Here is a 22,279-nt window from a genome sequence, read left to right as displayed (position 1 = left end):
TCATGACCCCATTCCCTTCATCCACCCGTAAAGATATCCGGCTCCCCAAAGAGAGTTTTTATACCCATGCCACGCTGACTCCCGCCATAAAAAGGGCGATGGTCGATGATATTGAGCAGATTGTATGGAGCCATACCCTCACAGCCGAAACCCTCAACGTGAACGCGAGCGATAAGGTGCGGCAGATCGACGTGCTGACCGTCACCCTCAAAAAAAGGGAATGCAACGAGAAGATCTTTGAAGTGATTGAGAAAGCCATCCCCCGGCATATCCTCTTTCTCCTCAGGCTTAAAAACGAATGCCGCCTGCTGATTCACTTCAAGGAAGCCTATGAGAACGTGAAGGGGAAATTCCGGATTGTGGAAGCTTACTCTACCGACTGGCAACCCGAGGAGGAGGTCTCTTTGACCATCTCCGGACTCGATCTGGAACGCATTTACCACAACTTTGTCTATCAGATTGCCGGCAATAAATTGACAAAAGAACCCGGCAGAGAACTTGCTAAGGCGATAGAACAAAATCAGGAAGCGGAGAAGATCAGAAACCGAATTGCCCGGCTGGAAGACAAAATGAAAAAGGAGATACAGTTTAATCTCCAACTGCAACTGTCTGCCGAGATAAAAGCGTTAAAGAAACAATTACCCGATACAACGTAAACATGAATAGCTGATTGCAATATTTTGAGTACAATTTCTGCAAACAAACTTTGTAGATTACAACAAATCTTTGCATCCTGTAATCAAAGCGGTTCGAATACAAGATTTTTTGAGCATAAATACTTAAATTGAATTATATTTCGTATCATTGTAGTCAGGTTTAGGCTGACAATTTGCTTATGCAGGAAAAGAATATATCTTCACAATCAGGTAAACTCTTGAGTTATTTTCATAACCGGGGAATTCGATGTTTTAACTTCACCGATGCTTACCAGGCCATGTTCGAGATGAAACACGGCACGGTAAGAGAATTGTTGAGTGATATGACAAGAAGAGGGTTGTTGATGCGCTTGAAACAGGGTGTATATTATATCATACCTTACGAAGCCGATTCAAACACCTTTATTCCTGAATGGCATGTAATTGCACAATACCTTGTGAACGACGCCGACTATTACATCGGCTATTATTCCGCCTTACACATTCACAACCTGATTACCCAGCCATCGCTGAAAGAACAAATCGTGGTATCCAGGCAAATACGCCCTTCGGTACTAATGATAAAAGACATTCCCTTTCAGTTTATCTACCATAACACCGTGCATTTTTTTGGAATAAAAAGAGTGTGGATCGACAGTTTTCACAAAGTAAATTGTTCAGATGTCGAAAAAACGATTATCGACTGTTTGTACAGACCCGATTATGCCGGAGGAATTGTAGAAATAGCCAGAGCTATTTTTCAGTCAAAAGTTACCCTTCGGTTTGATACGCTTCTGGATTACGCAAAACGATTCAATAGTCCGGCCGTCATCAAACGACTGGGCTTTTTATTGGAAATGCTCAACATAGAACATCCCATCATTAATGATTTGCATGCATTGAGAACCACAGCCTATGTTTTGCTGGATCCCGAATTACCGTCAAATGGGAAATATACGGATCGTTGGCGCATACGCGTAAATATTGATGTCGAAACCCTTATATCAGCCATTTACCAATGATTCTGCCTGCCGAAATACAAAGGAAAGCCTCTTCTGCAGGAGTCAGAGACCAGCAGATTGAAAAATATTGAAATAACATACGCGCAATGGAAAAATTAACACAGGAAACCGTGAATTTTACGGAGAAAAATATCGACAGGATAGCCGCTCTATTCCCGAGCGCCATTACCGAAACCAAAGATGTTGACGGCAAACTGAAACGCGTCGTGAACTTCGATCAATTAAAGCAACTGCTCTCCGGTGAGGTGGTCGATGGAGATGAATGCTACGAGTTCACCTGGGTGGGGAAGAAGCAATCCATCATTGAGGGAAACCGCCCTATCCGGAAAACGTTACGTCCCTGTAAAGAGGAGAGCAAGAACTGGGACACTACCGAGAACCTCTATATCGAAGGCGACAACCTCGATGTGTTAAAGCTTCTGCAAAACTCCTACCTGAACAAGGTGAAGATGATCTACATCGATCCCCCCTACAATACCGGGAACGATTTTATATACCGTGACAATTTCAAGGTCTCGAAAGAGGATTACGAGGAAGAGTTGGGCCTGTTCGATGAAGAAGAAAACCGGCTATTCAAAAACACAGAGACCAACGGCCGCTATCATTCCGATTGGTGTAGTATGATGTATCCCCGGCTGCAGTTAGCCCGTAATCTGTTGACCGACGATGGTGTAATCTTTATTTCAATTGATGATAATGAAGTACACAATTTGCGGAAGATTTGTGATGAAGTGTTTGGGGAGGAAAATTTTGTGGCACAAATTGTTTGGCAAAAAAAATATGCAGCTACAAATGATTCTAAAGGTTTTTCTACAACACACGACTATATTATTGTATATCAAAAAAGTGAACAGTTTCAAAGAAATTTATTGCCAAGAACTGAAGATCAAAATAAACCTTATAAAAATAATGATAATGATGGACGGGGACTTTGGAGGGCTGATAATATTTTGGTAAAAACATATTCATCCACAGCTGTATATCCTATCGTAAATCCAAACACAGGAAAAGAATATTATCCCCCAAAAGGAAGTTCTTGGAGAGCAAACAAAGAAACAATGGAGAAATGGATTTTTGAAAACCGAATTTTCTTTGGTAAGGATGGTAACGGTGCTCCACAATTAAAACGATATTTGAATGAGGTGCAGCAAGGAAGAGTCCCAATTACATGGTGGACTTATGAAGATGCTGGTCATAACGACTCAGCTAATAGAGAAGTTGGTGTATTGTTTGAAAGTAAAACACCTTTTGATACTCCAAAGCCTGTTAAACTGTTAAAACTAATATTACAGATTTCTACAAACGACTTTGATAATTCCATTATCCTCGACTTCTTCTCCGGCTCCGCAACAACTGCCCATGCAGTAATGCAACTCAATGCGGAAGATGGTGGCAATCGTAAGTTCATCATGGTGCAGCTGCCAGAAGAGACCGATCCCAAGTCAGAAGCCAACAAGGCGGGGTACAAGAACATCTGCGAAATTGGGAAAGAGCGTATTAGAAGGGCTGGGAAAAAGATTGAGGAGGAGCTTAAAGAGAAATCAAAAGAGGGAGAATTGTTCAAGGACGAAGAACGCAAAACTCTGGATACCGGTTTTCGGGTTCTGAAAATGGACAGTACCAACATGAAGGATGTTTATTACAGTCCCTCTCAATACAACCAGCAGATGCTTCTGGACCTGGAAAGCAACATCAAGGATGACCGCACCGATATTGACTTGCTGTATGGAGTACTGCTCGACTGGGGTGTGCCATTATCATTGCCACACATCACCGAGAAAATCGGAGGCAAGAATGTACATTTTGTGAATGATACCGATCTGGTGGCCTGCTTCGAAGAGCAGGTGTCGGAAGAGGTGATCCGGGAGATTGCCAGACGGAAACCGTTGCGGGTGGTGTTCCGCGACAGCTCGTTCCGCAACAGTCCGGACAAGATCAACGTGACTGAGATCTTTAAAACACTTTCTCCTGAAACAACCATTAAGGTGATTTAGGTCAATAATTTAATTCGATCTGTTATGGACTTTGAAGTGTATTGCGATGAAAGTGGTTTAGAGGCACTGACCAACAAGAAAGCGCACCTCTATACGGCCATTGGGGGTATATGGATCAATGCTTCTGATAGGAACAGGTTGAAAAATGATCTGTCTGCTGTTAAATCGAAACACAAAATTAATGGTGAATTCAAATGGAATAAGGTGTCACCTGCTTATGAGCTGTTCTATAAAGAGGTGATCGATTATTTTTTTGCCTCTGACTATATACGGTTCCGGGTAATATTAATTGAAGCTGATAAAACTGACGATATAAGGTTTCATAAGGGAGATAAGGAGTTGGAATTCTATAAATTTTACTACCAACTGCTTCATCATTGGATTTTCGATTTTAACAGCTACAATATTTTCGTTGATCTGAAAAAGAATCGAAACAAAGGCAGATTGAATGAATTGTGTAAGATTTTAAACAACGCGAACCTATCTTCCGTTATTCATCAGGTCCAAGGTTTACCGTCTGAACAATCATTGGGTATTCAATTGGCTGACTTACTCACAGGTCTTGTTGCTGCTAAATTCAACAAAGAGGTTACCGGAACGGCCAAAACAAATCTTATTCAGCATGTTGAACGGTTTCATTTAAAAAAAGAGATTGCTCATACGCCTAAAGGTGAGGAGAAAATGAATGTTTTTGTAATCAATTTGAGCGGAGGCTGGTAAGATGGATTACAGGAGAATCAAACCCCAGAACTATACCGAAGAACAATTACGCGAATTGTGGCGGATTGAATATTGTGAGCAATCTGTGTATACATTTGATCATGCTCTGGTGAGATTTTATGAAGATATGTTTGATCATGCCTTCTATGAAAGCGAGAATAGAAAAAGAAAAGATAAGTCAATCCTTTCATACAACCGATTGGAAAAGATTTACTGGATTAAGGCAGCATTACAAGATGAAAATGCAATTCTGAAAAAAGGATGGGATAATCAGGGTAAAGCCTATTTTAAAGACAGAAGAGTTGCAATTGTCAAAGGCAATTATGTGGTGATCATCCGTTTTACAGGTCTATTAAAAGCAAAGTTTGTTACTGCGTTTGAAAAAGAAGACATTAGCAACATATTGTCCGGACCTGATTTTGAAAGGAGTGAGGAGTACTTGGGAGAGGCTAAATAAAAAAACGTTGATTCGGGTTCAACGTTTAAAACCTTTGTAGGTTCCCTACCAAGGGTAGAGAATGATGCAAATATAATATATAAAAATGGATATGCAAAATTTTAATGAGAAAATATATCCAATTTGCATGTCATTGAGCTATAATTAACATAGAAAAGACATAGAAGGTGAAGTTAAAGTTTAAACACCAGAAGTTCCAGGAGGAGGCAGCGAAGGCGGTATGCGATGTGTTTGCCGGACAGCCCTGTTTATCGGAAATCAATTACCTGATCGACCGGGGCGACACCCTGGGACAGGGCGAGATATACGATTTTACCGGCTTCAAGAACCATAAGATCGTTCCGCAACTGACGGACGAGATGATCCTGGATAACATCCGGAAGATGCAACGGATGCACCAGATCCCGCCATCGTCGGCGCTGGAAGGACGATACAACCTGACCATCGAGATGGAGACGGGTACGGGAAAGACCTATACCTACATCAAGACGATGTACGAGCTTAACAAGCGGTATGGCTGGAGCAAGTTCATTATCGTGGTGCCAAGCATTGCCATCCGCGAGGGGGTATATAAGTCGTTCCAGATCACGCAGGAACACTTCACCGAGGACTACGGAAAAAAGATCTGGTTTTTTATCTATAACTCTTCACAGCTGACCGAGATCGACCGTTTTGCCAGCGACAACTCGCTCAACGTGATGATCATCAATGCCCAGGCGTTCAATGCCCGGGGGAAGGATGCCAGGCGTATCTACATGAAACTGGACAGCTTCCGCAGCCGCAGGCCGATCGATGTGATTGCCAAAACCAATCCCATCCTGGTCATCGACGAGCCGCAATCGGTGGAAGGAAAACAAACCAAAGAAAACCTGAAGGGATTCAATCCGCTGTTCACGTTGCGTTATTCGGCCACGCATAAGAAGGATAGCCTCTATAACCTGATCTATCGGCTGGATGCGATGGAGGCCTACAACAAGAAGCTGGTGAAGAAGATCGCGGTGAAAGGGATTGCCCAGACCGGTACCACCGGGACGGAGGGGTATCTTTACCTGGAGGGAATCAATCTTTTCAAGGACAAAAGTCCCACCGCAAACCTGGGATTCGAGGTGAAGCAAGCCGGTGGCGTGAAAGCGGTGGTCCGGAAAATTGAAATAGGACATAATCTGTACGACCGATCGGGGTCGCTTGAACAGTACCGGGATGGATTCACCGTGACAAATATCGACGGACGGGACAACTCCATCACATTCCGGAATGGCATCAAGCTATTTGCCGGCGATGTGAAAGGGGCGGTGAACGAGTCACAGCTTAGACGGATCCAGATCAGGGAGACCATTCTGTCGCACATTGAACGTGAACGAATGCTTTACTTCAGGGGCATCAAGGTGCTGAGTCTCTTCTTTATCGACGAAGTGGCCAAATACAAGCAGTACGATGCTTCCGGCAATGCTTTTAACGGTTCCTATGCGGATATGTTTGAGGAGGAGTACGACGATGTGGTGAACAGCCTGCAACTGAAAATTGGCGAAGATGCCTATATCGGTTACCTGCAATCGATCACGGCAGACAAAACACATGCGGGATATTTCTCCATCGACAAAAGGAAGAATCAGTTCGTGGACGGAAAAGTGGAAAGAAGCACCCGGGAGAGTGTGGACACCGATGCCTACGACCTGATCATGAAGGACAAGGAGCGGCTGCTCTCTTTCAGCGAACCGGTACGCTTTATCTTTTCTCACTCTGCATTGCGCGAGGGATGGGACAATCCGAACGTGTTCCAGATCTGTACGCTGAAACAGAGCGATGCGGAGACACGCAAACGTCAGGAGGTGGGGCGCGGACTCCGCCTGTGTGTGAACCAGGAGGGGGAACGGATGGACACCAATTTCTTAGGTAGTGAGGTACATCACATCAACCAGCTGACGGTGATCGCGAGCGAGAGCTACGACCGGTTTGCAAAGGCGCTCCAGACGGAGATCGCCGAGGTGATTGCCGACCGGCCACAGAAAGTCTCGCCCTCGTTGTTTCGGGATAAGGTGCTCTCAGACAAACAGGGTAATCCCTATCCCGTGAGCGAGGAGGAAGCATTGATACTCTACGAGAGCCTGGCGGGCTATGGTTACGTGAAAGCGGGGACCCTGACCGATAAGTACTACGAGGACAAGGAGAACGGCAGCTTCCAACTGCCGGAGGAGGTGGAAGCCAGCAAGGAGTCGGTGATGCATATCCTCGATTCGGTCTACAACCCGAAAATGCTTGCCCCCGAGGATGCACGGGGAAACAACGTGGAACTGCATCTTGATGAACAGAAGTTCAACCGCGAGGAGTTTAAGAAACTGTGGGCGAACATCAATACCAAGACGGCCTACGTGGTGGACTTCGAGACGGAGGAGTTGGTCCGCAAAGCAATTCAACGACTGAACACCCATCTGCACGTGTCGAAGATCTTTTTCACCGTTACCTCGGGAGTTTTGGAAAAGATTGAGTCAAAAGAATCGTTAGAAGTAGGAGAGGGCTTCAAGCAGCAATCGTCGAAACACATCGATGTGCACTCTGCAGTGAACGGCAACGTGAAGTATGACCTGGTGGGCAAGGTGGTGGCTGAAACCGGACTGACCCGCAATACGGTGGTAAAAATCCTGACCGGCATCGAGAAACCGGTGTTCGACCAGTTCGTGCTCAATCCCGAGGAGTTTATTCTCAAATGCTCCAACCTGATCAATGAGGAGAAAGCTACGGTGATCATTCAACATATTGCTTACAACAAGCTGAACGACAGCTTCGGCACAGAGATCTTCACCGAACCTACCCTGAAAGGCAAGCTCGGTGTGAACGCGATTGCAGCAAACAAGCACCTGTACGATTACGTGATCTTCGATTCAGTAAAGACGGAAAAACCGTTTGCCGAACAACTGGATATTAGCAGTGAGGTGAGCGTTTATGTAAAGCTTCCCAAGGGCTTTTATATCAGTACTCCGGTGGGGAAATACAATCCCGACTGGGCCATCGCATTCAATGAAGGAGCGGTGAAGCATGTCTATTTCGTGGCAGAGACCAAAGGCGATATCTCCACCATGGAGCTCAGGGAAGTGGAGTCAGCAAAAATATCCTGCGCCCGGAAACACTTCCAGGCAATCAGCAGCGATAAGGTGATATTCGACGCGGTAAAAAACTATCAGGAGTTAATGAATTTGGTGAAGTGAAATTGTGAAGCTATGGAAAAAGAAAATTTCCAAATATTTAGTGACGAATCCGGATATTGCGGGAAAGATAGATTTGGTTCAATTGCCGTCATTTCAGGTCCAAAAAGCAACATTAAGACACTTGATGCTGAATTGCAATTATTTTTTGGCATAAATCACAAGAGAGAGGTTAGGTTCGCCGATATTAGTGGAAACTATGAAATAATAGATGCAACAAAGAATTTTTTAAAGCTTGGATTAGATTACTGCAGACACGGCAAAATTAAGATTTATGTATTGGTATGGGATAAGCATGATAGTAGACATGATATTCAAGGTCGTGACGATATTGAGAACTTGAAGTTCATGTATTACAAGATTCTTAAGGAGACCAAATCTGACTGGATTGGCGTTGAGAATTGGGAGTTTTTTCCTGATGAACTAACGTCTGTAAATTGGGGTGAGGAGATCGTTCCCTTTATAGAACGGACAAATCTGGATAAGAAAAGAAATAATGATGAGGAAACACTATTTGGTGTATTGAAAAATATTCGATTCCCGAATGTCAGAAAATGCAGTGAGTTAGAATCTTGTGAATGCCCAATATTGCAACTTGCTGATCTATTTGCTGGTATAATTAGACTATCATTCGTAAAAAGTGAAAAATTCTGCAGTTGGTACTATGATAAGATCAATGGGAGTTCTTTATTTAATGAACTGATTCCATTATCAAAGAGTGAAATTGCAAAATTTGAAGCGATGTATCATTTTAAGAAATTGTGTGATCATTATTCAATGGGTCTCAATCTGAGTGATGACAAACATTTCAAGGTTTTCAATAAACGATGTGGACTTTGGATATGGTTTTATGAACCTCAGGGTGACTATGACAAAGCACCAACAAAAAATTCAGTGAAAATTGATTAGAGAGCCAAACCAGACAATGAAATCCACTACCTCTTCATTTCTCCCTGTAAAAGTGATATCGCCGGAATGGATAATCACATCATGTAATCAAGTTGAAATAATTTCTGCTCCAGCCATTGTTTTTTTATAAGATAATTGCATCTTTACAAAAATAAGTACAGAGGTTATGATCAATAAAAATCAAATAGTAAAAATCAAATAGTATGAATGGAAGAAGCTTTATAAACTACCTGGTTGCCACTGGTGCAACGACTATAATCCCCGGGATGAATATGCATATTTTTCCTGCAGTGAAAGAGATAAACACTCCACAATAAGCAGGAAATTAGTTGGATTATCATACGCTGGATCATATAACTTTTATCCGGATCAAACTCAGCTATCCGCGTCTGGTGAATCGCAATTCCAGCAGAGGAATCCACGGTTACGGTCCGGATCTCACGGTATGCACCTTATATACCCAATAAGTGGCCAGGGGTATAGGTCAGTTGAGGGGTTCTGAAAAGGATGCGTGAGTGGCTGGATAACAATCGTCGGAGGAATACGCTATTGGCTGACGGGGAGGTTCATCCGGATCTGATGTTGGCATTGGAGATGGGTAAGAATGGACATCTGGATGTTTACCTTAATGATATCATGGGATACGGTTTCACGAATGGAGAGCCTTGATGCCTGTCCTGAAAGAGTACAAACTCCTTGCTTCACCATATAATTGGAGGGATTATCTGAAAACAATATATACCATGCATCTTGCCGGTGGTTTGGGCAATACCTGCACCATGCCATTTCGACGAAGATGTTGACCGGGTATCCTACTGAAATGTGGCGCCGGCCTGCCTCTTTTGAAAATAGTCTGACGGGGTTGTGCCTGTATACTGCTTGAAATTGCGAAGTGCTGTGTTACGCGAACGGTAACCGACAAAGAAGAAGGCTTCCTGATAATTGGACGATAAACCGGATCCAGCCTGCTGCACAAAATCGTGGATGCGCAACCTGTTGATGAATTGGGTGTAATTTTCATATCCACACTCCTGTATGGTTTGAGACAGGGTGGTACGGTTCGTATAGAGCGCAGATGCCAATCGGGTGAGAGAGAGATCGGGATCGCGCCAGGCGCTGTTGTTTCTCATATAGGCATCGAGCCGCTCCGCCAGCGCTGCATTCTTGGATGCTACAATTGCTGTTGCAAAAGGAGTGGTAGGTCTTAAAAATGCTTCCTGTAAGACAGATTCATCCGCTGTTTTTGCCAACAACCGGTCAAACAATTCCATGTATACAATGTAAAGACTACAACCGACACTGACATAGTAGTAAAGGGTATGAACCAGCGGATGGTTGAATGTGAGTAGCATAAGGTATGCGAGAATGTTGATATAGAATGCGGAAGCATATTTCTTCAACCAGACACGATCGGTGTTGCTGTTGTGCCCGATGCGCTGAATGAAAATGACAAGCAACCCCGGTGTAAAAAGAAGCAGACAGAGGAACAGGCAGAACCAGACCTCAAATGGACCCACATTGGCAATCATTTCCGGAAGCGATGAATAGGAGTTATAGCGCACGCCCGCAAAGTAGGTGATCAGATAGAGCGTGAGTAAAAACAGCCAAAAGGCATATAGTTGTACGATGCGAGAGAAATTGAGCCACCCGGGACGGATCACCTCGATGGGATACATGATGTATGAGACTACCATGAAGTTCCCTATCAACAACATCTTCGTGGAAACAACAAGCTCCGGATCGTACCCTTTGCTCACGGCAATGAATCGTGGAATATAATTCAACACGGAGAAGAAGACGATAATGGCCAGTATGAGACGTGAACGCTCCCCTGACTTACGACGGACAAGCAACAACAACGAGGAAAGCAGGCAAACCAGTGCCCCGGCAAAGATTGTGGCTAAATATACGGATTGCATGATTTTTCTAAATATATTGTTACACCCACCAATTTCCAGACACAAAAATAATTTTTTATTTTCAATTCTTGTTAATATGACACCCTCATTTTGTAATTATGGAACACTCCCAATCAGGGTATTGGTTAGTTTTGCATCTTGAAAAGTGTCTGTTTTTCTAAATGAATCTATCCTGTATGTACAAGAATGTTTTGTTGAATAAAAAAAGTCAAATTTATCACCGGTCTGTCATGAAGGAAAAGCAGAATATAGGAATTAACCTGTTCCAGCTGGCTGTGCTTCTCGATGTGGACGAAAAACACTTTTATAATTTTGTGATTAATAACAGTGTGTACTGCTTTCAATGTAGAGGGATTGCAAGCAAGGGGATTGAGGTGGAGGAGATTTATCTGACCGAACGGAACGACATTCGGGTGCAGGGCAGGTGCCGGATTTGTAAAGGTACGGTGGGGCGCCTGTTTGCATTTGGTGATAAGAAAGAGTTTGATGAGAAAGCCTGCCGATTACGGGAATCGATCAGTCCATAACGACTTCATTCCCCGTACGGTCGTCGTGGGGCGATTTGCGCACACTTGAATCGATCAGACCATAACGACTTCACTGCCGATAGCTGGTCCTTGTAGACGATAACCGTAGCCTACTGCCTATCAATAGGGATAAGACGACCTGAAAATGGCTGCTTCGGAGCTATGCTAAAACGTTTCTACTCTTGCAAAGAATATATCTATACTTGCAGACATCGTATCAGGCGAGATTTCCATGTCCAAACCTACTCTCGATGATTAGGTGAATGCCTTGCAAAAGCTGTTTGTCATCAGTAATATTGACGCATGGTCATCTGCTATTCGAAGTAAAACAGCCATTCGAAGTGGTTACAAGCGGGCTTTTATTGATCCATCCATTGCCGTAGTTATCTCCTTCAATTAAAACAGCTTATCCAGGAATACAATAAGAATGAAAAACAAGCCTCTTTGCGTCCCCCGATTTGTTAATTATCCTGACCGGTGGTAAAATGGCATACAGTTGCCCCGATGGTGTGAAAATCATTCCAATTACAACCCTTAAACCCTAATTTGGTTACTAGTGATTCTGGTACAGGTGAATGTGTGCATAAATTTTGATTGAACTTCTGATTTTTTTCGCATCTTGCACAAGATTTCAAAAATTATTATTTCATTCGCATCTTCATCTGTGGAATGAGGCAAAATACTGTGCTATGAAGGAATTACCGGAAATATCGATCGACCAGTTTCAGTTGGCGGTGCTGCCCGACGAGGAGGCCTGCCGCTTCCGGCGATCGGGATCATTGACTCACCGGAGTTCGTGCGGTACATGGCCACCCAGGTGGACGAGATGAAGGATGCACTGCCGCAAGAATCAATCAAAAACCAATACAAATGAATATGCTACAATCTAGATCAATTCCACAAGACCGCTTGGCATCATTGGACATCCTTCGCGGGTTGGACCTGTTTATGCTTGTTTTCTTTCAACCGGTATTCGTTGCCTTCGCAAGACATGGGGCTGAACTTCCCGTTTTTTCATTCCTCCTTAATCAATTTGGACATGCCGACTGGGCAGGCTTCACAGCGTGGGATCTGGTGATGCCGCTATTCCTTTTCATGGTGGGAACAGCGATGCCGTTTTCATTTGAGAAATATCTGACTAATCCAGATAAAATGTTTATTTACAGGAAAATAGCCAGACGTTTTATCATCCTGTTTATTTTGGGTGCGGTTGTCCAGGGGAAGTTGCTAAGCTTCGACCCGAAGGAAATACGCATTTATACGAATACACTGCAGGCGATTGCCGTGGGTTATGTCATTGCCGCGATGATGCTGCTTCATCTGTCGAAACGATGGCAGATTGCCATAACTGCCTTGCTGCTCATCGCCTATTGGGCATTGCTTACTTTCCTGGGTGATTTCAGCCAGGACGGTAACTTTGCAGAAAAGGTCGATCGTACGATACTGGGGAGGGTGAGGGATGGTGTTTTTTACACGGAAGACGGGATTTGGCATTTCTCGGATAGCTACCGTTACACCTGGATATTGACTAGTTTGGTGTTTGGTGTGACAACCATGTTCGGTGTATTTGCCGGACAAATCATGAAATATGGAACCGATAAACTGAAAAACAGCCAGTGGCTGCTTATGATTGGAATTGCCTTGCTTCTTGCCGGGTGGCTGTTGAGCTTCCAGACGCCCATCATCAAAAAGATATGGTCAGCAAGCATGACCTTGTGGTCGGGCGGTTGGTGTTTCCTGCTGATGGCCCTGTTTTACTACGTGATCGATTATAAAGGCAGGTCGAAAGGATTGAACTGGCTGAAGATATATGGCATGAACTCCATTCTTGCCTATACACTCGGTATGGTTATCAACTTTCGAAGCGTGGCAAAATCTCTGTTGTGGGGACTGGAAAAATATACTGGCGATTACTATGATGCAACAATCACATTGGCCAATTTCCTTATCCTCTTCCTTATTTTACATTTTATGTATAAGTTAAGGATTTTCATAAAGATATAGATATAAAGCATAAAGGCCTGTATTGCGACATACAGGCTCTTCGAATTCTCTTGACCCGTTCAGGGAGGGTTAAAATAAAAAGAATTCGGGACTATCCAAGAACAATTTATTTCTTTGCATGGTTCTAAAAATGTATCTGGACTGCATCAGGTACATCATAAAATTACCAGATTATGAACGCAATGAAAGATTTTGAAACAAAGAACCGGGAAACGGAAAAATATCCTGACCCGGACACAGATATGGATATGGACCTGGATGAAGATTTTGATGAAGATCTGTATACAGACTCGGATGAGAATCTGGAATGGGATCCTGAATTGGATATGGACCTGGACCTGGAGATCGATCCCGACCAAAGCGAAGCCAGCAGATACAACGAAGAAGAATTCCTCGACTCCAATGATCAGGTAAATGAAAATGATTCATTAAAGAGACACGGTGACTATCGTGAAGGAGATTCCGACAGTGAGTATCCCGCACATGGTGAGGAAAGGAATATTCCTCGAAAAGGTAGAGACAATGAAAACAGAGTTGTCAACTAATCCTTGTGTTTAATAAAAGTGCCGCGGTCCAGTTCGTTGAAAGCCTGTTCCAGTTCTTCCCGGGTGTTCATCACAATGGGACCGCCCCAGGCCACGGGTTCACGAAGCGGTTTGGCTGCCAGTAACACAAAGCGGGCGCCCTGACTCCCTGAGCGTACAACAACTGCATCGTTTGTCTCTGCATCCGGAGTGGTGGAACGAAATAAAACGGCACACGATTTCTCTTCAAAATCCTGCAGGAGATCATCCACCGCCAATGTTCCGTCAAGCAGATAAATGAACAGCGTTTCGTCGTTCGGGGTTTCTCTGTATGTCCATGTACTGTCGGGTGCGAGATCAATATCAAGGTAGGTTACCTTTACATACTTGCCTTCAAAGACACCTTTTGTTCCTTTATAGGAACCTGCCAGTATTCTGACGGTCGCCTTTTCTTCCTGTGTAACGACAATCTTGTCCTGCGTAATATCACCGTAGGCGGGTTCGGTCATCTTGTCTTTTGCAGGCAGGTTTACCCAGAGCTGGCAACCCAGCATCCTCACCGACGCCTTCGGCATTTCCTGATGAATAATTCCCGTGCCGGCTGTCATCCACTGACACTCCAGGTCACGGATGGTCCCCTTGTTGCCCAGACTGTCGCCATGTTCGATCTTGCCTTTTATCAGATAGGTGACTGTTTCAATACCTCTGTGGGGATGCCAGGGAAAACCTTTGATGTAATCCTTTGGATCAGTGGAATCAAATCCGTCTAACATGAGAAACGGATCGAAATCGGAAATGGTCGCTGCCCCAAGTACCCTGCGTAGACGCACACCGGCACCGTCTACCGCATGTTGTCCTCTCACAATTTGAGTCGCTTTTCTTTTATTCATCATCCTTTATTTTATGGTTACTGTACAAAACCCCGATCAGGAAAGGAAAGAAAGACCAATAAAATATGGTTTTTCATTAGTTAAAGATACCGGAATTTTTTTTAAAAGGCAAAATAAAAGTATATAATTCAAGCGGCCGAGTATTAAAAAACATTCTTTTTCTCGATCTTCTATGACAATGAGTTTCTTCTGTAAGGAATCATTTTTTTTGATATAAACTTGCAAGCTATTTTTTTTATCTTTTACTTTGCAATTCAAAGTACTTTTATATGGAAAAAGAAAAATATTTAGACGACCTGAGTGAGATTCGAAAGATCATGAATCGTAGTGCCCGGTTCATCTCCCTCAGTGGCCTTTCGGGTGTATCGACAGGATTGATCGCCCTGGCTGGAGCCTTGCTGGCCCATCAAATGGTTTTCAGGCATCACGATTACCTGATATATGGAGCGGTGTGGGCCGACCTGAAAAATCCAGCCAGTTTGCTGCTGATTGCATTAGGCACGTTGTTGTTATCGATTGTCAGTGCCGTCTGGTTTACTGGTAGAAAGAGCAGAAAGGAAAACCAGCGTGTATGGGATAATCAGGCAAAGCGACTCCTGATTAATTTGCTGATTCCTTTGACAACCGGTGGTATTCTTTGTCTAATACTTCTATTCAAAGGATATGTGGGTTTTCTTCCCGGATTGACATTGATCTTTTACGGTCTGGCACTGGTAAATGGCAGCCATTACACGTTTAGTCATATCCGGTATCTGGGAATTGCAGAGATTGTGCTGGGTCTTACGGCGTTCCTCTTTATCGGACAGAGCCTTTACCTGTGGATGTTGGGCTTTGGCGTGATACAGATGATTTACGGTGTGCTGATTCAGCGGAAAGGATAAGCGGTGAAGGAGTTTCTAAAAGATCTGGACAAGGCATTCGAAAACAGAACCCGGTTGGGTATCATGTCGGCACTGATGGTGAATGATCAGCTGGACTTTAATACACTGAAGGATCTGCTGGGAGTCACCGACGGTAATCTGGCGAGTCATCTCAAGTCACTGGAAAAAAGCGAATATGTCTCCTTCAGCAAATCATTCCTGGAGCGTAAACCAAACACATCCTACGCTGCCACGACCAAAGGAAAAAAGGCATTCAGGAAGCATATCGGCGCGATAGAGAAGCTGCTTCAGGAGAACAAATAGAGAAGTTGCTTCAGGAGAAAAGATAGAAAACTGTCAACGGTCAGAGTCTTAACAAACAGTCAGCAAATTAAAAACATTATATTTTACGGTATGGAAACAGCAATAAGAGAAAATCTGAATCATCCCGGTGAACTGGAAAAACTCTACCGGTCCGATAAAAAGCGTTTTGAGCAATCATTCTTTGCCCTCTATCCCGATATTGCCGCCCTTCCAATGGCCGATTATTGGAAAGCCAGGCTGGAGTTCGATCATCAGGCTGACCCCGGCCGAAAGGTACTGAAGCGCGATCTCCTTTTTCTAATCATCTCCTGTGTGATGGCCGGCCTTTTGATCAAGATTCCTCAACTGGCCGGTTTTGATCCGGAGAAATACGCCTTCTACATGAAGAATACCGGAATCATTGTTTTTCTGGGATTATCTACCTATATTTTTCTCACAAACAGCCGCCTCAACCCAGGAAATTTAATTATAACGCTGTGGGTATATGTGTTAGCGGCTTTGTACGTCAACCTGCTCCCGGCAGGTGAGGGAAGCGATTCAATTATCTTGACTTACATACATCTGCCTCTGTTCTTATGGTGCCTCTATGGCGTGATCTTTATCGATTTTGATCTGAAAGAGCGGTCGAAAAGAATAGATTACCTCAAATACAACGGAGACCTGATTATCCTGACTCTCCTGATTCTGATTGGGGGAGGGGTTCTCACTGCGGTGACCATTGGTTTGTTTTCTGCGATCGGCGTGCATATCGAAAACTTCTATATGGAAAATATCGCAATCATTGGATTGGTTGCATCACCCATTGTAGCCACTTATATTATCAGGAACTTCCCGGCAATCACCGATAAACTTGCACCGATTATTGCCCAAATTTTCAGTCCACTGGTGTTGGTCACGCTGTTAGTCTATTTGATATTTATGATCGTGACAGGAAAAGATCCCTACAACGATAGAGATTTTCTACTTGTATTTAATCTGATGCTTCTGGGAGTCATGGCAATTGTTGTTTTTTCAGTTGCAGGCACATCGACCCGTGAAAAACAACGTTTTAATGAATGGATACTCTTTGTGTTATCCCTCCTGGCACTGGCGGTTGATCTGGTGGCGCTTTCTGCCATCCTCTACCGAGTGGGAGAGTTTGGATTTACACCCAACCGGACTGCAGTGCTCGGCTCCAATCTTCTGATATTTGTACATCTTGTGCTGATCGCGGTCGATCTTTTCATGGTCGTAAGAAAAGGAAAGAGGATGAAAATTGTTGAACATACCATCGCCAAATACCTCCCGCTATATGCTATATGGACCCTTTTTGTGACCTTCCTCCTTCCACTGTTGTTTGGGGGAAAGTGAAGCGAATCAAATCATTCGTGGGGAGGAGTATATAAACAAAAAATGTCGGACCAATGATGAATCAGTCCGACATTCCTTTTTTTGTGTTGTTTATGTTATTGGTATTCAGGTTGATATGTTGTCTTACCAGGATTCGAACCTGGACAAACAGGACCAGAATCTGTTGTGCTACCGTTACACCATAAGACATTGTCTGTTTGAGAGTGCAAAAATACAAAATAATGTGATAATAAAAAAGAATGAAGCAAATAACTTTATTTTTTCGATTAATCATCAGCTTCCAGCTCAATCATCCGATCCCTGTAATGATGCAGCAAGGTGGCATAAACCGGATGCGTCTGCAGGATGCGGGCATTGCCGATAAGAAATAATTGTTGCCTGGCGCGGGTCAAGGCTACATTCAATTTCCTGTCTACCGTACCATCGTGGTTCAGACTTGTAAGATAATCCAACTGTCCGGGATTATTTACACAAAAGGAAAGGATGATTACATCGCGCTGACTCCCCTGAAACCTTTCCACGGTGTCGATCATAATTTTTTCACTATCCTGCAGGCCGGACTCCGACAGTTTATGCTTAATCAGCGCAATCTGGTTCCGGTAGGGTGCAATGATCCCCACATTGTCCGGATTAAATTGAATGCCGTTTTCTTCATATATTCTCCTTATGGATAGCAAAAGTTTCACAATCACTGCTGCTTCTGTTTCGTTGAGCTTACCGGATGATGAGGGGCGATTGATTTTCTCTGTGGAGAAGAAAACAGTTCTCTCTCCTGCTATGCAACGCTCCATCACGTGATCGGAGGCAGAGGTTAAGTCCCATCCCGAAGATTGCCATTCACATGCGGGAAGAAGCCCCCCGGAGTAGAACCAGGTGGCCGGGAACCGGGCTATATCCTCATGCATTCTTCCCTGCAGGACGAGTTGTACATAAGCATGCTGCCATCCTTTTTCACTACATTGGCGCAGAAGTCGTTCGAACAGCGAGTCACGGCAATCAACCATGCCGGCCGCACGCAGTGAAGGTTCTCCTGTTTCAGAAAACATCGGTTTCTGCAACACGATGGTGGCAAGCTGATTGTGATCCCCAATCATGATGAACCGATCAAAACGGGGCAACAGACCGATAATCTGTGGTTCCAGAATTTGTGACGCCTCATCGATGATAGCCACGTGGAAATGCTTGAGCGAGAAGAGCTCCTGTCTCCCGATAATGGATGCGAGCGTGGAGACATAGATCCGTGTGCGGCGGATCTCACTGCGCAGAGACTCCCTGCTGTTTGCTTTTTCCGATATCCTTTGCAGCAAGCGATGTCTGTGTGGTTCGGCGCATGAAAGCTCGGAACCCACCCTGATATAAGCGTCACACGATCCGTCATAGTAGCCGAAGGCTGCATTGATGGTATCGCAAAGTTCATCTACAGCGCGATTGGTATAGGCCAGTACCATGATATTTGTATCGGGCTCATTGTGATACTCCTCAATCAACCGGCGGGCATAAATCGATGTTTTCCCTGTTCCCGGCGGCCCGACGATCAGAAAATAATCCTCGGAGTGCATCACTTTGTCGATGATGTCGTCGGGTGGGGCACTCTTTCGTTTTTCATGACGCCTCTTCATCCCCGGAGCCCTCAACCCCAGAAGCAACTCTCTTTTTTGCTTCGATGCCGTGAGAAACGAGAAGACGCCCCTGAACATGTTGTTGAAAGTGCTGTCCAATGTATCATGTTCAATAGCCCAAACAGGATGATCGGCATAAAATTGCCTGTTTTTTTGCTTGTAACGGAAACGTACCTCCACTTGTTCTTTGGTAATTCCTACGAGGATACCCTTAAGAATCTGCCGGTTAAGCACCGTGTCGTTTGCGTCGATACGGGGATAGACAATGCAGATATCTCCCTCACGAAAATTGACAACGCCGTAATCGTTTTTCTCACGAGCAAAAATAATTGTCCGCTCGTTTCCCGAATCATCGATTTTCTGGATGGAGAGATTGAATAGTACATCCAAAGAAGCGGACCGTTCGTCGAAGTCACTGTTCCAGAGCGAAGCAAGGCCGTTAGGTGACTCATTGTTCTCGTTGCCAAGCTTCTGCAAGGAGAGTTCGCCCGAAATAAAGCGAATGTAGCGGTAAAACCATATTTTTTCCAGATCGGTACATTGCGACAGGATGGCGCGGAGGTGCTCGATCTTTTGCAAGTAAAAACCAGGGATTTTTTGGGACGTGCCAACGGATTGGAGTAACGCTTCAAACAGCTTCTCCACCTGGTTGTTATCACCATGGACAATATTTTGTTCAATGGACACAATCTGGTTTCTGACGTGAATAATCCTTTTTTTCAGTTCATTGCTTTCGGTTGCATAGCGCAGGTTTTCATCCGGCTTATTGCCTGCCGAATAGAGTATGGCTGTATCTATCCGGTGCAGGTCTTTACCGAATACACCCTCCACCATCATTTTGTAAACTGTGGCCTGTACCGCATGGTTGAGGGTAATCTTATTGCCGTCATACGCAGGAAATGGGAGCCTTCCCGACTTCAATTCAATAATTTTTGCCTCCGCCCTGCCCGAAGGCATATGCAGCAAATCGAGACGCCCCTGAAATCCGAACTTCTCACTAAAGAATGAAGGCTCCAGGGTGCAATGGTGTACATCAATTCCCTGTTTGGGAAAATCTTCCAGAATGACCCTCCGTATCTGTTCAAACTGATCTTTCGCTTTGAGCATAAACGCTCGGAAATCACTGTCGGAGCGTATATCCTCACAGCTGGCATATTCAAATGGAGATTGTTTGAAAGAACTCAAAAAGACATCCTCGAAAAAAACTTCACCCGGATCATCTGCAAATACCAGTTCGTCCAGAAAAAAATTGGCCAGATTTCCCAACAACAGATAGGATCGGTTTTTCTTCTCTTCAAGTCTGTTACGGAAATAGTGAAGGGGAGAAACTTCATAATCCTGAAAGCACTCCGCAATGGCGGAGGCGTCGATCAGGTAATCGGGTTCGAGGATGACATACTTGGGGAGGATAAAGCCGTTTTGATCTGCTTCACAACCGATCAGGTTTAGTTGTGCTCCTTCCCGGAACATTTCCTTTGAACCTGCAACGTCATTGTTATCGGTTGCAATCTCATATTTTACGGTTATTTCGCTCTGGGGAGTACCTTTGGTCACACAGTACAGCAGGTTGTGTTCAGGCTCTGTCCTTAACAGATATACACGGATCTTTTCGGCAAAAAACCAGTTATCTGCTGTCGCACACGAGGTGTTTGTTCCGTCATTTTTATCTTTTGTAAATGGCTGTAAATCGGTCATGTCTCAGTTTAAATAATTTTGGGAAGAAACACTACGAGGCCCACAGCCAGCGCAGCCAGTGCTGCAATGAGGACGCCCGCAGCTGCCAGGTCTTTCACTTTTTTAATGGAAGGGTGGATCTCCTTTTGACAGGCATAATCAGCAAGTGCTTCCACTGCACTGTTTATCGCTTCCAGAGCGAGCACCAAGCCGATGGCTACAATCACGGCGAACCATTCTGCAGATGAAATATGTAGTAGAAACCCCACCGATACTACTGCAATGGCCACTATCAACTGGATCCGTGCATTCGGCGTTTCCCGGAACAACAAGCATAACCCGGTGATGGCATGGCGGAAAGAACGTATTCTATTTTTTAGGTATGTCATATGTTTACAATTCTCTTCAAAAGTACAAAATTCAATGATTTCCACAAGATAAATCAATCTCACAATCACGACACCCCAATTTATACGCAAAACATTTTTATCTTTGTAAGAAGATAGAATCACACTAAAAAACCAGGTAAAGGATGTCCTTACAATGCCCCTTGTGCGGAAAACATAAACAGGAGGAAATGCTGTTTTGTGAAGATTGCACAAAGAGAATCCGAACCGACTATGAGGTTGATTTGCCCGAATCACGGAAAGAGGAGACGATTCAGATAGCTAAAAGAGAACCGGATACAGACAACGGGTCAGACAACATTCACGATAACGGGGAGTTGTCACAGGAGTTATACCGCCCGAAGAAGAAAACAGGAAGATCTCTTCTGTGGTTTATGCTGACAGCTTTCCTGCTGGCAAGTGCTTTTTTTACATACAACGAAACAATCCGAAAAGGCAACCTCGAACGAAGTGGTTGGGATAGGGCACTGAAAACAAACTCTGTGGGAGGTTACCTTGATTACATGAAATTATATCCTTCCGGTTCACATTTTGAGGAAGCAAATTCAATGATGATGCGCTTAAAGCAAAATGAAGCTACATACTGGGAGCAATTGAAGATGACCGACAACCTCTCCGCATTGCGCGATTTCCTGCAACAGTATCCCGGTAGTCCATACTCTTCGCTTGTGAAGCTACGGATCGACTCACTCTCCTGGGCGGGAGCGTTAAAATTGAACAGTGCAGCTGCCTATTCCGATTATATGTTACAGGTACAAAGCGGGGAATTTAGTGGTGAATATCTTACCATGGCGAACGATCGCTACGAAATGCTCTTTCAGTCTTACCCCGTGAATGAGACCGACCTCGACAGTATACGAATGACAGTGAATGGTTTCTATATTGCTCTCTCAAAGGTGGATCACGATGGACTGAGACGATACCTGGCACCAGTGGTCGACCGCTTTTTTGAATCGGGCAGAGCTCCACGTGAAAGGATTGCTGGCGAGCTTCTGATGGCTGCCGCACGTACACAGGACGGGATATTGCAGTTTGATGCAGATGTGAATGCTGTGCAGTATGAAAAAACCATTAACAATGTGTACAAGGTAAATGTACCACTTACAAAATCGTTCCTGCTTGATGGAAAAACGGAAGATGTGCCCGGTTACATTGTGCACCTGGAATTGGATTCCCTCTTTCGTATTTTTCGTATTTATGAAACCAAACCTCATCCCGGGGCTCCCTGAACAGGGATGATTTTT

19 protein-coding genes and 1 tRNA gene are annotated in these 22,279 nt (G+C 44.3%); 15 read left to right on the top strand and 5 right to left on the bottom strand.

Annotation, left to right across the window (positions count from 1 at the left end):
• Positions 1-2 precede the first annotated feature (2 nt).
• The 8 genes from AC1HCU_RS06950 (at position 3) to AC1HCU_RS06915 (ending at position 9,606) form a co-directional block, all read left to right on the top strand.
• Positions 3-656, top strand: coding sequence for a DUF4391 domain-containing protein (locus AC1HCU_RS06950; RefSeq protein ID WP_480370740.1), 654 nt, complete (start codon positions 3-5; stop codon positions 654-656).
• Between the two features lie 179 nt (positions 657-835).
• Positions 836-1,657: a type IV toxin-antitoxin system AbiEi family antitoxin domain-containing protein gene (locus AC1HCU_RS06945; protein WP_480370737.1), complete on the top strand. Its 822-nt coding sequence runs from the start codon at positions 836-838 to the stop codon at positions 1,655-1,657.
• A gap of 86 nt (positions 1,658-1,743) precedes the next feature.
• A complete protein-coding gene (locus tag AC1HCU_RS06940) occupies positions 1,744-3,651 on the top strand; it encodes a site-specific DNA-methyltransferase (protein WP_480370734.1) in 1,908 nt (635 codons plus the stop codon).
• Between the two features lie 24 nt (positions 3,652-3,675).
• The gene (locus AC1HCU_RS06935) at positions 3,676-4,371 is read left to right on the top strand and encodes a DUF3800 domain-containing protein (RefSeq protein WP_480370731.1); all 696 of its coding nucleotides are present in this window, start codon (positions 3,676-3,678) and stop codon (positions 4,369-4,371) included.
• Between the two features lies 1 nt (position 4,372).
• Positions 4,373-4,828, top strand: a complete 456-nt coding sequence (locus AC1HCU_RS06930) for a hypothetical protein (protein ID WP_480370728.1) — start codon at positions 4,373-4,375, stop codon at positions 4,826-4,828.
• Between the two features lie 167 nt (positions 4,829-4,995).
• The gene (locus tag AC1HCU_RS06925) at positions 4,996-8,031 is read left to right on the top strand and encodes a type III restriction-modification system endonuclease (protein WP_480370725.1); all 3,036 of its coding nucleotides are present in this window, start codon (positions 4,996-4,998) and stop codon (positions 8,029-8,031) included.
• Between the two features lie 12 nt (positions 8,032-8,043).
• Positions 8,044-8,937, top strand: coding sequence for a DUF3800 domain-containing protein (locus tag AC1HCU_RS06920; protein WP_480370722.1), 894 nt, complete (start codon positions 8,044-8,046; stop codon positions 8,935-8,937).
• A 507-nt stretch (positions 8,938-9,444) separates the two neighbouring features.
• Positions 9,445-9,606 (top strand): hypothetical protein, encoded by a 162-nt coding sequence (locus AC1HCU_RS06915; protein ID WP_480370719.1) that lies wholly within the window; start codon positions 9,445-9,447, stop codon positions 9,604-9,606.
• Between the two features lie 143 nt (positions 9,607-9,749).
• Here the strand turns inward: AC1HCU_RS06915 and AC1HCU_RS06910 are convergent, their stop codons facing one another.
• Entirely contained in the window at positions 9,750-10,856 is a 1,107-nt protein-coding gene (locus AC1HCU_RS06910; protein ID WP_480370717.1) for a helix-turn-helix domain-containing protein, read from the bottom strand.
• A gap of 230 nt (positions 10,857-11,086) precedes the next feature.
• On the opposite strand from AC1HCU_RS06910, the gene AC1HCU_RS06905 reads away from it, so the two are divergent.
• The 3 genes from AC1HCU_RS06905 to AC1HCU_RS06895 all read left to right on the top strand — a co-directional run bounded on the left by AC1HCU_RS06905 (position 11,087) and on the right by AC1HCU_RS06895 (position 13,932).
• Positions 11,087-11,383 (top strand): hypothetical protein, encoded by a 297-nt coding sequence (locus AC1HCU_RS06905; RefSeq protein ID WP_480370714.1) that lies wholly within the window; start codon positions 11,087-11,089, stop codon positions 11,381-11,383.
• Between the two features lie 876 nt (positions 11,384-12,259).
• Positions 12,260-13,387, top strand: a complete 1,128-nt coding sequence (locus tag AC1HCU_RS06900) for an acyltransferase family protein (RefSeq protein ID WP_480370711.1) — start codon at positions 12,260-12,262, stop codon at positions 13,385-13,387.
• 173 nt (positions 13,388-13,560) lie between these two features.
• Positions 13,561-13,932 carry a hypothetical protein gene (locus tag AC1HCU_RS06895; protein ID WP_480370708.1) on the top strand — a complete coding sequence of 124 codons (372 nt, stop codon included), beginning with the start codon at positions 13,561-13,563 and terminating at the stop codon, positions 13,930-13,932.
• Here AC1HCU_RS06895 and AC1HCU_RS06890 read toward each other — a convergent pair.
• Positions 13,929-14,804, bottom strand: a complete 876-nt coding sequence (locus AC1HCU_RS06890; protein WP_480370705.1) for a pirin family protein — start codon at positions 14,802-14,804, stop codon at positions 13,929-13,931. The two genes, AC1HCU_RS06895 and AC1HCU_RS06890, sit on opposite strands and share 4 nt — an antisense overlap.
• Before the next feature lie 266 nt (positions 14,805-15,070).
• Between AC1HCU_RS06890 and AC1HCU_RS06885 the strand changes: the two genes are divergently transcribed.
• The 3 genes from AC1HCU_RS06885 (at position 15,071) to AC1HCU_RS06875 (ending at position 17,335) form a co-directional block, all read left to right on the top strand.
• Positions 15,071-15,682 (top strand): hypothetical protein, encoded by a 612-nt coding sequence (locus AC1HCU_RS06885; protein WP_480370702.1) that lies wholly within the window; start codon positions 15,071-15,073, stop codon positions 15,680-15,682.
• A 3-nt stretch (positions 15,683-15,685) separates the two neighbouring features.
• Entirely contained in the window at positions 15,686-15,985 is a 300-nt protein-coding gene (locus AC1HCU_RS06880) for a winged helix-turn-helix domain-containing protein (RefSeq protein ID WP_480370699.1), read from the top strand.
• 90 nt (positions 15,986-16,075) lie between these two features.
• On the top strand, positions 16,076-17,335 hold the full coding sequence (locus AC1HCU_RS06875; RefSeq protein WP_480370696.1) for a hypothetical protein: 1,260 nt from the start codon (positions 16,076-16,078) through the stop codon (positions 17,333-17,335).
• A 118-nt stretch (positions 17,336-17,453) separates the two neighbouring features.
• On the opposite strand, the gene AC1HCU_RS06870 is transcribed toward AC1HCU_RS06875, so the two are convergent.
• The 3 genes from AC1HCU_RS06870 to AC1HCU_RS06860 all read right to left on the bottom strand — a co-directional run bounded on the left by AC1HCU_RS06870 (position 17,454) and on the right by AC1HCU_RS06860 (position 21,017).
• Positions 17,454-17,524, bottom strand: a tRNA-Gln gene (locus tag AC1HCU_RS06870).
• 77 nt (positions 17,525-17,601) lie between these two features.
• A complete protein-coding gene (locus AC1HCU_RS06865; protein ID WP_480370693.1) occupies positions 17,602-20,649 on the bottom strand; it encodes a DEAD/DEAH box helicase in 3,048 nt (1,015 codons plus the stop codon).
• Between the two features lie 8 nt (positions 20,650-20,657).
• A complete protein-coding gene (locus tag AC1HCU_RS06860) occupies positions 20,658-21,017 on the bottom strand; it encodes a diacylglycerol kinase family protein (RefSeq protein WP_480370690.1) in 360 nt (119 codons plus the stop codon).
• A gap of 143 nt (positions 21,018-21,160) precedes the next feature.
• On the opposite strand from AC1HCU_RS06860, the gene AC1HCU_RS06855 reads away from it, so the two are divergent.
• Positions 21,161-22,264, top strand: a complete 1,104-nt coding sequence (locus tag AC1HCU_RS06855; protein ID WP_480370687.1) for a hypothetical protein — start codon at positions 21,161-21,163, stop codon at positions 22,262-22,264.
• The last annotated feature ends 15 nt before the right edge of the window (positions 22,265-22,279 follow it).

The organism is Proteiniphilum sp. LBM24028, from assembly GCF_056629195.1.
The sequence above is the reverse complement of the archived record's forward strand: the minus strand, read 5'-3'. Positions and strand labels throughout refer to the sequence as shown.

Excerpts from the sequence above, each read along its gene's own strand:
- AC1HCU_RS06950 (WP_480370740.1), top strand. The coding sequence starts at position 3 with ATGACCCCATTCCCTTCATCCACCCGTAAAGATATCCGGCTCCCCAAA.
- AC1HCU_RS06945 (WP_480370737.1), top strand. The coding sequence starts at position 836 with ATGCAGGAAAAGAATATATCTTCACAATCAGGTAAACTCTTGAGTTAT.
- AC1HCU_RS06940 (WP_480370734.1), top strand. The coding sequence starts at position 1,744 with ATGGAAAAATTAACACAGGAAACCGTGAATTTTACGGAGAAAAATATC.
- AC1HCU_RS06935 (WP_480370731.1), top strand. The coding sequence starts at position 3,676 with ATGGACTTTGAAGTGTATTGCGATGAAAGTGGTTTAGAGGCACTGACC.
- AC1HCU_RS06930 (WP_480370728.1), top strand. The coding sequence starts at position 4,373 with ATGGATTACAGGAGAATCAAACCCCAGAACTATACCGAAGAACAATTA.
- AC1HCU_RS06920 (WP_480370722.1), top strand. The coding sequence starts at position 8,044 with ATGGAAAAAGAAAATTTCCAAATATTTAGTGACGAATCCGGATATTGC.
- AC1HCU_RS06915 (WP_480370719.1), top strand. The coding sequence starts at position 9,445 with ATGCGTGAGTGGCTGGATAACAATCGTCGGAGGAATACGCTATTGGCT.
- AC1HCU_RS06910 (WP_480370717.1), bottom strand. The coding sequence starts at position 10,856 with ATGCAATCCGTATATTTAGCCACAATCTTTGCCGGGGCACTGGTTTGC.
- AC1HCU_RS06905 (WP_480370714.1), top strand. The coding sequence starts at position 11,087 with ATGAAGGAAAAGCAGAATATAGGAATTAACCTGTTCCAGCTGGCTGTG.
- AC1HCU_RS06900 (WP_480370711.1), top strand. The coding sequence starts at position 12,260 with ATGCTACAATCTAGATCAATTCCACAAGACCGCTTGGCATCATTGGAC.
- AC1HCU_RS06895 (WP_480370708.1), top strand. The coding sequence starts at position 13,561 with ATGAACGCAATGAAAGATTTTGAAACAAAGAACCGGGAAACGGAAAAA.
- AC1HCU_RS06890 (WP_480370705.1), bottom strand. The coding sequence starts at position 14,804 with ATGATGAATAAAAGAAAAGCGACTCAAATTGTGAGAGGACAACATGCG.
- AC1HCU_RS06885 (WP_480370702.1), top strand. The coding sequence starts at position 15,071 with ATGGAAAAAGAAAAATATTTAGACGACCTGAGTGAGATTCGAAAGATC.
- AC1HCU_RS06875 (WP_480370696.1), top strand. The coding sequence starts at position 16,076 with ATGGAAACAGCAATAAGAGAAAATCTGAATCATCCCGGTGAACTGGAA.
- AC1HCU_RS06865 (WP_480370693.1), bottom strand. The coding sequence starts at position 20,649 with ATGACCGATTTACAGCCATTTACAAAAGATAAAAATGACGGAACAAAC.
- AC1HCU_RS06860 (WP_480370690.1), bottom strand. The coding sequence starts at position 21,017 with ATGACATACCTAAAAAATAGAATACGTTCTTTCCGCCATGCCATCACC.
- AC1HCU_RS06855 (WP_480370687.1), top strand. The coding sequence starts at position 21,161 with ATGTCCTTACAATGCCCCTTGTGCGGAAAACATAAACAGGAGGAAATG.